Below are 12,053 nucleotides of genomic sequence, written 5' to 3' on the forward strand. Positions count from 1 at the left end.
ACCACCCGTGCCCTGTCGGTCGAGCTCGTCGAGACCCCCGTACGCCGCCCACTCACCCCGCCCGGGTGGTCGAGGAGGTTGCGCAGCAACCGTCTCGAGACCCCCGCACGCCGCCCGCCCACCGGGTCTCGAGACAGGCGCTGCGCGCCTTCCTCGACCACCCGGGGGCCGCGCTGCGCGCCTTCCTCGACCAACCGTGGTCAGCGGGCGGCGTGGTCGAGCCCGATGTCCAGCGACCTCGTGGAGTGGGTGAGGGCGCCGACGGCGAGGTAGTCGACGCCGGTGGCGGCGACGTCGTGGGCGCGGTCGAGGGTGAGGCCGCCGCTGGCCTCGAGCAGCGTGCCGGGGGCGACGTCGCGGGTGCGGGTGACGGCGGCGCGGAGGTCGTCGAGGGTGAAGTTGTCGAGCAGCACCTGCGGGGCACCCGCGGCGAGCGCCTCGTCGAGCTGCGCGAGGTCGTCGACCTCGACCTGCACCACGACGTCGGCGCCGACGACCGCGCGGGTGGCGAGGCCGACGCCGCCGGCCGCGGCGACGTGGTTGTCCTTGACCAGCACCGCGTCGTAGAGGCCCGCGCGGTGGTTGACGCCGCCGCCGCAGCGCACGGCGTACTTCTGCAGCGCGCGCAGCAGCGGCATCGTCTTGCGGGTGTCGCGCACCCGCGCCCCCGTGCCGGCGACGGCGTCGGCCCAGGCGCGGGTGGCGGTGGCGACGCCGCTGAGGTGCCCGAGCAGGTTGAGCGAGGTGCGCTCGAGGGCAAGCACGTCGCGGGCCGGTCCTCGCAGCCGCGCCAGCACCGCGCCTGCCGCCACGCGGTCGCCGTCCGCGCCGCAGACCTCGAGCACGGCGGTCGGCGCGGCGAGCTCGACGAGGCGGGCGAGCACCACGAGGCCGGCGACGACGCCGTCCTCCCGGGCGGCGTAGGCCACGTCGAGCACGGCGTCGTCGGTGACGGTGAGCTGCGAGGTCACGTCGCCGCGCTCGCCGAGGTCCTCCTCGAGGGTCAGCCGCAGCAGCCGGTCGACCGCGTCGGCGTCGAGCCCGGCCTCGCGCAGCTGCTCCACGGCGCTCACGCCGCCCACTCCTCGCGCTCGGCCGCCGCGCGCGGCACCCCCGCCGCGTCGAGCCGTACGCCGATGCGCCGCCGCCACCACGGCCGGCTCTCGGGCTCGTCGGAGCGGACGTGGCAGCCGCGGCTCTCACGGCGTACGTCGGCGGCCCCCAGCACGGCGGCCGCCACGAGCCACGCGACCTCCGGGGCGGGCCGGGCGAGCAGCTCGCGGCGCGCGTCGGCCAGCCCGACGCCGTCGCGCACCAGGCCGCCGGCACCGCCGAGCAGCTCCCGGGCGCGCGCCGAGCACGCCGTCGCGGGGGCGAGGGCACACAGCTCGGCGTCGGCGACGACCGACGCGGGCAGCTCGCGCGCGAGCCGGGTGGCCACGCGGTGGCCGTGCACCAGGCCCTCGAGCAGGCTGTTGGAGGCGAGCCGGTTGGCGCCGTGCACGCCGGTCGCGGCGACCTCGCCGACGGCGTACAGGCCGGGCACGTCGCTCGCGCCCCACCCGTCGGTGAGCACCCCGCCGCAGAGGTAGTGCTCGGCCGGCGTCACCGGCACCGACGCGAGGGCGACGCCGTGTGCCCGGCAGGCCGCCGCCACCGTCGGGAAGCGGCGCTCGAGGTCGGCGACCGGTCGCGTGTCGAGCAGCACGTACGGCGTCGCGTCGCGCCGCATCACCTCGTGCACCGCCCGCGCCACCACGTCGCGGGGGGCCAGGTCGGCCAGCGGGTGGCGACCCTGCATGAATGCCTCGCCTCCCGCGTCGCGGAGCACCGCGCCCTCGCCGCGCAGCGCCTCGGTGACGAGCGGCACCTGGCCGTACGCCGCCCCGGTCCACAACGCAGTGGGGTGGAACTGCACGAACTCCACGTCGACCAGCGTCGCCCCCGCCAGCAGCGCGAGCGCCAGCCCGTCGCCCGTGACGCCCGTGGGGTTGGTGGTCACCGGGTAGGCGTGGCCGAGCCCACCGGTGGCCAGCACGACAGCACGGGCACGCACCTGGCGCCCGCCCACGTCGACGCCGACCACGCGTCCCCGCGACACCAGCAGGCCGGTGACGCGGCCGTCGAGCCACGACACCCCCAGCTCGCGGGCGCGCAGCTCCAGCGTGCGGGCCACCTCGACGCCGGTGGCGTCGCCCGACGCGTGCAGGATGCGGCGCCGGCCGTGGCCGCCCTCGCGGCCGAGCAGCAGCCGGCCCTCGGCGTCGCGGTCGAAGCGAGCACCCGCGGCGACGAGGTCGGCGACGCGCCCCGGACCCTCCGTCGTCAGCACGGCCACCGCCTCGGGGTCGCACGCCCCCGCACCCGCCTCGAGGGTGTCGGCCGCGTGCTGCTCCGGGGTGTCGCCGGGGCCCACCGCCGCCGCGATCCCGCCCTGGGCCCAACGGGTGCTCCCGGCCCCCGCGCTCACCACGAGCACGCGCCGGTGAGGGGCCAGCGTGGTCGCCGCCGTCAGACCGGCGACCCCCGCGCCGACCACGACGACGTCGACGTCGGTCGAGCCGCTCACTCCCCGCTCCCCGGGCTCCCGATGGCGACCATGCGCTCGACCGCGCGCCTCGCCCGCGCCGCCACGTCGAGCGGCACGTCGACCTCGTCTCCCTCGCCGCGCAGCGCGGCCAGCAGCAGCTCGGGCGTGGCCATCTTCATGTAGCGGCACGAGGCCTTCTCGTTCATGGCCAGGAAGTCGACGGCCGGGTTGGCGCGGCGCAGCTGGTGGAGCATCCCGACCTCGGTGGCGACGAGCACGGTGCTCGCGGTGGTCTCCCGCGCGGCGTCGACCATGCCGCCGGTGGAGAGGATCTTGGTCCGGTCGGCGGGCAGGTCGCCCTGCTCGGTGAGCCACAGCGTCGAGGTCGCGCAGCCGCACTCGGGGTGCACGAGGAGCTCGGCGTCGGGATGCGCGGCGACCTGGCGGCGTACGTCGTCGGGCCGGATCCCCGCGTGCACGTGGCACTCCCCCAGCCAGACGTGCAGGTTGTCGCGGCCGGTGACGCGGCGTACGTGGGCGCCCAGGAACTGGTCGGGGCAGAAGAGCACGGGCGTCTCGTCGGGGATCGAGCGCACCACGTCGACGGCGTTGGACGACGTGCAGCAGACGTCGCTCTCGGCCTTCACCGCGGCAGTGGTGTTGACGTAGGAGACCACCACGGCGTCGGGGTGCTCGACCTTCCAGGCGCGCAGCTGGTCGGCGTCGATGGTGTCGGCGAGCGAGCAGCCGGCCTCCGCGGTCGGCATCAGCACGGTCTTGGCGGGGCTGAGGATCTTGGCGGTCTCGGCCATGAAGTGCACGCCGCAGAAGACGATGACCTCGGCGTCGGTCTCGGCGGCGACCCGCGAGAGCGCGAGCGAGTCGCCGACGTGGTGGGCGACGTCCTGGATCTCCGGCAGCGCGTAGTTGTGGGCCAGGACGACGGCGTGACGCTGCTCGGCGAGCCGGTGCACCTCCTCCTGCCAGGTGGTGGTCGGTGCCGTGGTGGTGGTGGTCATGGTCTCTCCTCCAGGTTTTCGCCCATTGGTCGAAAACTACTGGTGCCACGCTAGCATCACCCCGTGTTCCCCGCCTACCCGCACGAGGTGCTCGCCGTCGTGCTCACCGTCCGCGAGGGGCGGCTCCAGGTGCTGCTGTGGCAGCGGGCCCAGGCGCCGTACGCCGGCCGCTGGGCGCTGCCGGGCGGCGGCGTCCGCGAGGACCAGCGGCTCAAGGAGGCGCTGGCCGAGCACCTCGCCGCCAAGGTCCACGTCGACGACCTGGCCTGGCGCGAGCAGGTGGCCACCCACAGCAAGGTCGACCGCGACCCGCGGGCGCGGGTGCTGGCCACCGGCTACCTCGGCCTGGTGCCCTCCGACGTCGACCCCACGCTCCCCGACGACACCGCCTGGCACCTGGTCGACGCGCTCCCCCCGCTCGCCTTCGACCACGGCGACTTCGTCTCGGCCGCGGTCGACCGGCTGCGCGCCAAGCTGTCCTACACCAACATCGCCTTCGCGCTCGCGCCGCACGACTTCACCATCGCGACGCTGCGCGGCGTGGTCACCGCCGCGCTCGGCTACGACGTCACGGCCACCAACCTGACCCGCGTGATGACCCGGCGACAGATGATCGAGCCCACCGGCCGCACCCGCAGCCACTCCTCGGCCGGCGGTCGCCCGGCCACGGAGTACCGCTTCTGCGACCGCACCCTCACCGTCACCGACCCCTTCGCCGTGCTGCGGCCGCCACGGGGCGGGCACGACGAGCAGCAACGATGAGTCCCCGATCCGGGACTGGTCTCACCACCACACACACGGACCAAGGAGCGCGAGATGCCGCAGTACTTCCTCACCATGCCGCACGACACCGCCGACGAGCCGACCATGGAGTCGATGGCCGAGATGGACCCCGCCGAGCTGGAGGCGATCATCGCCGCGGTCGACGAGCTCAACACCGCGCTCACCGAGGCCGGCGCCTGGGTCACCGCCGGTGGGCTGCACCCGCCGTCGACCGCGATCACCGTCGACGCCACCGGTGACGCTCCCGTGCACCACCCCGGCCCCTTCGTCGAGGCCACCCAGTACGTCGGCGGCTACTGGGTGATCGAGGCCCCCGACCAGCAGGCCGCCCTCGGCTGGGCCGAGCGCTGCTCCGCCGCCGTGCAGTCGCGCATCGAGGTGCGGGCGCTGCAGGAGGCGCCCCAGTAGGTGACGCAGTGGTCGCCGGAGCGGGTCGCCCGCACGGCTGGCACCCTGGTGGCGTGACCGCCATCAAGATCAACGCCATCACCGTGCCGGAGGGGTCCGGCGACGAGCTCGCCCACCGCTTCGCCGCCCGCGCGGGCGCCGTCGACGGCGCCGACGGCTTCGAGGGCTTCGAGCTGCTGCGCCCCACCGACGACCGCGACCAGTGGCTGGTCATCACGCGCTGGCGCGACGAGGCGTCCTTCCAGGCGTGGCTGGAGTCCCCCGGCTTCGCCGAGGGCCACCGCTCCGCCGTCGAGCGCGCCGGCGGCGAGGCCCCGCAGAAGCCCGTCTCGACGCACAGCGAGGTCTGGAGCTACGAGGTGGCCGGCGGCTCCCAGCCGGGCTGAGCACGACTCGACACCCCGGGCCGCCGCTGGTGCAGGAGTGACCAGGACGTCGACGTGCGGGCGCGGCTACAGCGCCAGCCGGCGGCGTACGACGTCGGCGAGGCCGTCGGCGACCGAGCGGGCCTCCTCGGACGTCGGCGCCTCGACCATCACCCGCACGAGCGGCTCGGTGCCGGAGGGGCGCAGCAGCACGCGGCCGGTGTCGCCGAGCCGGTGGGCGGCGGCGACCACGGCCGCTGCGAGCTCGGGGTCGGTGTCGGCGCGGGACCGGTCGACGCCGGGCACGTTGACCAGCACCTGCGGCAGCCGGGTCACCACCGAGGCCAGCTGGTGCAGCGGCTGGTCGGTGGCGACCATCCGGTCGAGCAGCTGCAGCGCGGTGAGCAGGCCGTCGCCCGTGGTGGCGTGCCGGCTCATGATCACGTGGCCCGACTGCTCGCCGCCCAGGGTGTGGCCGGCGCGCTTCATCTCCTCGAGCACGTAGCGGTCGCCCACGGCCGTCTGCTTGACGGTGATGCCGGCCTCGCGCATCGCGATCACGAAGCCGAGGTTGCTCATCACGGTGGCCACGACGGTGTCGTGACGCAGGGTGCCCTTGTCGCGGAGCGCGAGTGCGAGGATGGCCATGATCTGGTCGCCGTCGACGACCTCGCCGTTGCGGTCGACCGCCAGGCAGCGGTCGGCGTCGCCGTCGAGCGCGAAGCCCGCGGCCGCGCCGTGCTCCACCACGGCCTTGCGCAGCGGCTCCAGGTGCGTGGAGCCGCAGTTGTCGTTGATGTTGAGGCCGTCGGGCGAGGCGTTGATCGCGATCACCTCGGCGCCGGCCTGGCGCAGCGCGAGGGGTCCGACCTCGGACGCCGCCCCGTTGGCGCAGTCGAGCACGACCCGCAGGCCGTCGAGCGGCGAGTCGACGGTGGCGACGAGGTGGGCGGCGTACCGCTCGACGGTGCCGACGTGCGGCGAGACCCGGCCGACGTCGCCCCCGGTGGGGCGGTGCCAGTCGCTGTGGAGCACGTCCTCGATCTCGCGCTCCAGGGCGTCGTCGAGCTTGACGCCCCCGCGGGCCAGGAACTTGATGCCGTTGTCGGGCATCGCGTTGTGCGAGGCGCTGATGACCACGCCGACGTCGGCGCCCAGCACGTCGGCGAGGTAGGCGACGCCGGGCGTGGGCAGCACCCGCAGGCGCAGCACGTCGACACCGGCCGAGGAGAGGCCGGCGACGACGGCGTGCTCGAGGAACTGCCCCGAGATCCGGGTGTCGCGACCGACGACCGCCAGCGGGCGGTCGCGGTCGTACTCCCCGTGGTCGACGAGGACCCGGGCGGCTGCCACGCCGAGGCCGAGCGCGAGCTCGGCCGTCAGCTGACCGTTGGCGAGCCCCCGGACCCCGTCGGTGCCGAAGATCCGCACTGAGATCCCTGGGCCGGGGTCAGCGCTTGCTGAACTGCGGAGCCTTGCGGGCCTTCTTCAGACCGGCCTTCTTGCGCTCGATGACGCGGGCGTCGCGGGTCAGCAGACCGGCGCGCTTGAGGCCGGGGCGGTTGGCCTCGAGGTCGACCGAGTTGAGGGCCCGGGCCACGCCGAGTCGCAGGGCGCCGGCCTGACCGGTGATGCCACCGCCGTGGATGCGGGCGATGACGTCGAAGCGGCCCTCGAGCTGCGTGGTCACGAAGGGCTCGTTGACGACCTGCTGGTGCAGCTTGTTGGGGAAGTAGCTGTCGAGGTCGCGACCGTTGACGGTCCACTGGCCGGTGCCCGGCACGATGCGCACGCGGGCCACGGCCTCCTTGCGGCGACCGGTGGCCGCGGCGGGGGCGATGGTGGCGGGGCGCTCGGGGGCGTCGGCGCTGGGGGCGCTCTCGGAGGTGTAGGCGAGACCCTGCTCGTTGGTCTCGAAGGTCTCGGTGTCCTGGGTGTCGGTGCTGTCAGCCACGAAAAGTCCTTAGGTCTGGGGAAGCGATGCTTACTGGGAGATCTGCGTGATCTCGAACGGCTTGGCCTTCTGGGCGGTGTGCGGGTGCTCGGGGCCGGAGTAGACCTTCAGCTTCTTGAGCATCTGACGACCGAGACGGTTCTTGGGGAGCATTCCCCAGACCGCCTTCTCGATGGCCTTGCGGGCGTCCTTCTCCAGCAGCTCACCCACGGGGGTGGCCGTCAGACCACCGGGGAAGCCCGAGTGGCGGTAGGACATCTTCTTGGTGGCCTTCGTGCCCGAGAGCGACACCTTGGAGGCGTTGACCACGATCACGAAGTCGCCGGTGTCGACGTGCGGGGCGAAGATCGGCTTGTGCTTGCCGCGCAGCAGGTTCGCGACCTGGACGGCGAGCTTGCCCATGCGGACGTCGGTGGCGTCGATGACGTGCCACTCGCGCGTGATGTCGCCGGGCTTGGGGCTGTACGTGCGCACAGGTGATCCCTCACTTGTTCGTCGGGACCGGTCCGAGGTGTCGGGCCGGCGGTGGTACCGCGCCTTCTGACGAACACTGCCCGGGGCGTGACGCGGCCCGACGTACGTCGAGAGCGGCAGCCTCCCCGGATCTGCACCGAGTGCCTGGGCACCACGGCGCGGCAGGAGACGCGACGGTCCAGGATACGGCGCGGCGCGCGCGGCCGCCAAATCGTTCCGTGCAGGATGAGCGCGCCGTCGTCCCGCACCGAGCGCGCCTGCCGCAGGACACCGTCCCACACCTTCTGGGAGAGACATGCCGCCGAGCGAGGCCGCGCCCGGCTACCGACCCGACATCCAGGGTCTACGGGCGGTCGCCGTGCTGCTCGTCCTCGGCTACCACCTCTCACCGGCGCGACTCACGGGTGGCTTCGTGGGGGTCGACGTCTTCTTCGTCATCTCGGGCTACCTCATCACCGGGCAGCTCTACCGCGAGCTCGCGACCACCGGCAGGATCTCGCTGACGCGCTTCTGGGAGCGGCGGGCGCGACGGCTGCTGCCTGCCGCCCTGCTCGTCCTGGCGGTGTGCACCGCGCTCACGGCAGTGGTCGTGCCCACGACCCAGTGGGACCAGACCCTGCGCCAGATCGTGGCCTCCGCGCTGTACTGGCAGAACTGGGCGCTGGCCTCGGACGCCGTGGCCTACTCGGCGCAGGGCAACACCGCCACTGTCGTGCAGCACTACTGGTCGCTGTCGGTCGAGGAGCAGTTCTACGTCGGTTGGCCCATCCTCGTCCTGCTGGTCGCCTGGGCGCTCCGGCACCGAGGGCCAGCGGTCCGGCGGCGGGGGCTGCTCGCCCTGCTGACGGTGGTCACCCTCGTCTCCTTCGCCTGGTCGGTGTCGCTGACGAGAACCGACCCGGACGCCGCGTACTTCGTCACCCAGACCCGGGTCTGGGAGTTCTCCGTGGGTGCGCTGCTCGCCGTGGTGCTGGCCGGCGCCGGGCGCACCGACGCCGCCGCGCACCGCCGTGCCGGCTGGGTGCTCGGGTGGGTCGGCGCAGGCGCGGTCGCTGCGTCCGCCCTCCTCCTCGACGAGTCGAGCGCCTTTCCAGGATGGATCGCTCTTCTCCCCGTGCTCGGCACGGCCGCGGTGCTTGCCGTCGGGGGGCTCGACGCCCCCGGCTCGGTCGGCCGAGCGCTCCGGATCCGCCCGGCCCGCTTCCTCGGAGACATCTCCTACGCCGTCTACCTGTGGCACTGGCCGCTCATCGTCGCCGTGCCCCTCGTGACCGGCGCATCCCTGAGCCGGTGGGACAAGGGCGGCGTGCTCCTGGCGACCCTGCTGCTCGCCTGGCTCAGCACCCGCTACGTCGAGCAGCCGGTGCGGGTACGCCGCTCCCGACCGGGCCGCAGGTGGCAGGCACTCGTCGTCACCGCGGCGGCGATGGCGCTGGTCGCGGGCGCCGCCGTCCAGCTTCAACTCTCGCTCGACCGGCAGGTGGCGGCGGAGCGGGCACGCGCCGCCGAGGCGCTCAGCGACCCCGGTGTCACCGGCTGCCTCGGACCGCCCGCACTCGACCCCGACAACGGGTGCGAGACCCCGACGGGCAGCGGCCCACTGCTCGTCTCGCCCGAGGTGACGTCGCGACAGAACACCCAGGAGGCCTTCCTGGGCTGCCAGGGCGATCAGGACCGTCGTGTGGTCGTGTCGTGCACGCTCGGCGAACGTGAGGACCCGGTGCGCACCGTGGCACTCGTCGGCGACTCCCACGCCACCATGTGGTTCCCGGCCCTCGACCGGCTAGGCCGCGAGCGGGGTTGGCGCATCCGCACCTACAGCCGCTCCTCGTGCCCCTTCACCGAGGCCGTCCGGCTCCTGCCCGCCTCCGAGGCCACCCCTGCCAAGCAGGAGGTGTGCGCCTGGGCCAACGAGCGCGTCTCCAAGCGGCTCGTCGGCGACCCGGAGGTCGACACGGTCTTCGTGGCCGCCTTCAGCTCGGCCTACCAGTGGAGGCTCGACGCCCGCCGCGAGGGGCCCGGAGCCGCCGAGGCCGGATTCCGGCGCGCGTGGGCGCCGCTCGTCCAGGCCGGCAAGCAGGTGGTCGCCCTGCGCGACGTCCCTGTCGTCAAGGAACGGGTCAACACTCCCGACTGCCTGCTCGCCAGCTCCGGAGATCCCATGGCCTGTGCGCTCCCCCGAGGCGAGGCCCTGCTGCCGGATGCCGAGGCGACAGCCGCGAGCGTCGACGCGAAGGGGTGCACCTGATCGACCTCACCGCGCAGATCTGCGATGCGGCGTGGTGCTACCCGGTCGTCGGAGACGTGATCGTCTACCGCGACGGCAGCCACCTCAGCGCCGAGTACGCCACCATGCTCGCCCCGTACCTGGGCGACGCCTTCGACGACGTCGACGTGCGCCCGGAGCGCTGACGCGGAGGACCGGCTGGTGGGCCTCTCCACACGCCCATTAGGTTGGCGCCAGGGATTCACCAGGGAGACGGGTGACGTGTGCCCGCTGCCGCCCGACGTACGACAGGGGCAGACCGCCCCTCACCGTGATACGCGAGGAGCCCACGTGAGCGCCAGTGGCAAGGACACCCTGACCGTCCGGGACAACCGGACCGGGCAGGACTACGAGATCGAGATCACCGACGGGGCCATCCGCGCCGCGGACCTCGGCAAGATCAGGACCGACGACGACTCCCCGGGTCTGAGCACCTACGACCCCGGCTTCGTCAACACCGCGTCGTGCCGCAGCTCGGTGACCTACATCGACGGCGAGAAGGGGATCCTGGAGTACCGGGGCTACCCGATCGAGCAGCTCGCGGAGCACTCCTCCTTCCTGGAGGTGGCCTACCTGCTGATCCACGGTGCGCTGCCGACCAAGGACGAGCACGACACCTGGGTGCACGAGATCACCCACCACACCTTCCTGCACGAGAACATCAAGACCTTCATGCAGGGCTTCCGCTACGACGCCCACCCGATGGGCATGCTGATGGCCTCGGTGGGCGCGCTGTCGACCTTCTACCCCGAGTCCGGCCGCATCGACGACGCCGACAACCGCCACATGCAGATCGTCCGGATGATCGCGAAGATGCCGACCCTGGGCGCCTGGGCCTTCCGACACGCGCAGGGCAAGCCCTACGTCTACCCCGACAACGAGCTCTCCTACACCGAGAACTTCCTGGCGATGCTCTTCAAGATGAGCGAGCAGAAGTTCGACGCCGACCCGCGTCTGGTCAAGGCCCTCGACATCCTCTTCATCCTGCACGCCGACCACGAGCAGAACTGCTCGACCAACGCGGTGCGCTCGGTCGGCTCCTCGCAGGTCGACCCCTACTCCTCCGTGGCTGCCGGCATCGGCGCGCTCTACGGCCCGCTCCACGGCGGCGCCAACGAGGCGGTGCTGCGCATGCTGCGCCGCATCGGCAGCAAGGAGAACATCCCCGACTTCATCAAGGGCGTGAAGGACGGCAACGAGCGCCTGATGGGCTTCGGCCACCGGGTCTACAAGAACTACGACCCGCGCGCCAAGATCATCAAGAAGGCCTGCGACGACGTCTTCGAGGTCACCGGGGTCAACCCGCTGCTCGAGATCGCCCAGGAGCTGGAGCGGATCGCGCTGGAGGACGAGTACTTCGTCAAGCGCAAGCTCTACCCCAACGTCGACTTCTACTCCGGCCTGATCTACGAGGCCTTCCAGTTCCCGCCCGAGATGTTCACCGTGCTCTTCGCCATCGGCCGTACGCCGGGGTGGCTGGCGCAGTGGCTCGAGCTGGTGCAGGACAAGGACCAGCGGATCGCCCGCCCCAAGCAGATCTACACGGGCGACCGCACGCTCGACTTCGTGCCCGCCGCGCAGCGCTGGGCCTGAGCAACCGCATGACCCGGCCCCTGGTCGTCATCGGGGCCGGCGGCTTCGGCCGCGAGGTGCTCGAGCTCGTCGACGACGTCAACGCCGCCACGACCTCCCCAGCGTGGGAGGTCGTGGGGGTGCTCGACGACGGCGAGGTCGACGCCGCACTGCTCTCCCGGCTCGGCACGACGCACCTCGGCCCGGTCTCGGTTCTGCCGACGCTCGACGCCGAGGTCCGCCACGTCATCGCCGTCGGCGGTTGCTCCGCACGCGCCGCCATCGACGCGAGGTGCGTCGGGTGGGGCCGTACGGCGGCCACGCTGGTGCACCCCTCCGCCGTCGTGGGGCGTCGCTCGGTGGAGGTCGGCGAGGGCTCGGTGCTGTGCGCCTACGCCTCGGCGACCACGAACATCCGGCTCGGCCGGCACGTGCACCTCAACCCGCACGCGTCGGTCGGCCACGACAGCGTGCTGGGCGACCACACCACGGTGACCCCGCAGGCCGGCATCGCGGGAGCGGTGACCTTGGGAGCGCGGGTCTTCGTCGGCACGGGCGCCATCGTCGGCCCCGGCCTGACCGTGGGTGACGACGTGCTCGTCGGTGCCGGCGCGGTCGTGGTGCGCGACGTCGAGCCCGGCGCCACGGTCGCCGGCGTCCCTGCCCGGCGGCACTGACCGGT

At 73.2% G+C, this 12,053-nt stretch carries 13 protein-coding genes; 7 read left to right on the top strand and 6 right to left on the bottom strand.

The features are described from left to right. Positions 1 to 200: 200 nt before the first annotated feature. The 3 genes from nadC to nadA are packed head-to-tail and all read right to left on the bottom strand — an operon-like array spanning position 201 to position 3,549. Positions 201 to 1,073, bottom strand: coding sequence for a carboxylating nicotinate-nucleotide diphosphorylase (nadC, locus tag IG63_RS0103225; RefSeq protein ID WP_030482944.1), 873 nt, complete (start codon positions 1,071 to 1,073; stop codon positions 201 to 203). Then, positions 1,070 to 2,569: an L-aspartate oxidase gene (gene nadB / locus IG63_RS0103230; protein ID WP_051706110.1), complete on the bottom strand. Its 1,500-nt coding sequence runs from the start codon at positions 2,567 to 2,569 to the stop codon at positions 1,070 to 1,072. Before nadB ends, nadC begins: the two co-directional genes overlap by 4 nt. Then, complete coding sequence (gene nadA, locus IG63_RS0103235; RefSeq protein WP_030482946.1) at positions 2,566 to 3,549, bottom strand: quinolinate synthase NadA; 984 nt, start codon at positions 3,547 to 3,549, stop codon at positions 2,566 to 2,568. Before nadA ends, nadB begins: the two co-directional genes overlap by 4 nt. A gap of 63 nt (positions 3,550 to 3,612) precedes the next feature. Here nadA and IG63_RS0103240 point away from each other — a divergent pair, with 63 nt between their 5' ends. From IG63_RS0103240 to IG63_RS0103250, 3 genes are read left to right on the top strand one after another with little or no spacing between them, the layout of a single operon-like run. Then, entirely contained in the window at positions 3,613 to 4,311 is a 699-nt protein-coding gene (locus IG63_RS0103240) for an NUDIX hydrolase (protein WP_030482947.1), read from the top strand. Between the two features lie 54 nt (positions 4,312 to 4,365). Beyond that, positions 4,366 to 4,740, top strand: a complete 375-nt coding sequence (locus IG63_RS0103245; RefSeq protein WP_030482948.1) for a YciI family protein — start codon at positions 4,366 to 4,368, stop codon at positions 4,738 to 4,740. A 53-nt stretch (positions 4,741 to 4,793) separates the two neighbouring features. Beyond that, the gene (locus tag IG63_RS0103250) at positions 4,794 to 5,126 is read left to right on the top strand and encodes an antibiotic biosynthesis monooxygenase family protein (protein ID WP_030482949.1); all 333 of its coding nucleotides are present in this window, start codon (positions 4,794 to 4,796) and stop codon (positions 5,124 to 5,126) included. 66 nt (positions 5,127 to 5,192) lie between these two features. Here the strand turns inward: IG63_RS0103250 and glmM are convergent, their stop codons facing one another. Genes glmM through rplM form a run of 3 tightly spaced genes read right to left on the bottom strand, consistent with a single transcriptional unit; the run spans position 5,193 to position 7,533 of the window. Further along, entirely contained in the window at positions 5,193 to 6,536 is a 1,344-nt protein-coding gene (glmM, locus tag IG63_RS0103255) for a phosphoglucosamine mutase (RefSeq protein ID WP_030482950.1), read from the bottom strand. Positions 6,537 to 6,555: 19 nt separating this feature from the next. After that, complete coding sequence (gene rpsI / locus IG63_RS0103260; RefSeq protein ID WP_030482951.1) at positions 6,556 to 7,059, bottom strand: 30S ribosomal protein S9; 504 nt, start codon at positions 7,057 to 7,059, stop codon at positions 6,556 to 6,558. A 30-nt stretch (positions 7,060 to 7,089) separates the two neighbouring features. Further along, positions 7,090 to 7,533: a 50S ribosomal protein L13 gene (gene rplM / locus IG63_RS0103265; protein ID WP_030482952.1), complete on the bottom strand. Its 444-nt coding sequence runs from the start codon at positions 7,531 to 7,533 to the stop codon at positions 7,090 to 7,092. A gap of 295 nt (positions 7,534 to 7,828) precedes the next feature. Here rplM and IG63_RS20375 point away from each other — a divergent pair, with 295 nt between their 5' ends. From IG63_RS20375 to IG63_RS0103280, 4 genes are all read left to right on the top strand, one after another. Continuing rightward, positions 7,829 to 9,781 carry an acyltransferase family protein gene (locus tag IG63_RS20375; RefSeq protein ID WP_051706111.1) on the top strand — a complete coding sequence of 651 codons (1,953 nt, stop codon included), beginning with the start codon at positions 7,829 to 7,831 and terminating at the stop codon, positions 9,779 to 9,781. Continuing rightward, complete coding sequence (locus tag IG63_RS23785) at positions 9,772 to 9,945, top strand: SGNH hydrolase domain-containing protein (protein WP_157210003.1); 174 nt, start codon at positions 9,772 to 9,774, stop codon at positions 9,943 to 9,945. The genes IG63_RS20375 and IG63_RS23785 overlap by 10 nt, the downstream gene beginning before the upstream one ends. Before the next feature lie 145 nt (positions 9,946 to 10,090). Then, entirely contained in the window at positions 10,091 to 11,392 is a 1,302-nt protein-coding gene (locus IG63_RS0103275; RefSeq protein ID WP_030482953.1) for a citrate synthase, read from the top strand. A gap of 8 nt (positions 11,393 to 11,400) precedes the next feature. Continuing rightward, positions 11,401 to 12,048, top strand: coding sequence for a NeuD/PglB/VioB family sugar acetyltransferase (locus IG63_RS0103280; RefSeq protein ID WP_030482954.1), 648 nt, complete (start codon positions 11,401 to 11,403; stop codon positions 12,046 to 12,048). Positions 12,049 to 12,053: the final 5 nt, after the last annotated feature.

Origin of the sequence: Nocardioides aequoreus, from assembly GCF_000720335.1 — a bacterium.
In the GTDB taxonomy this organism is placed as follows: Bacteria; Actinomycetota; Actinomycetes; order Propionibacteriales; family Nocardioidaceae; genus Marmoricola; species Marmoricola aequoreus.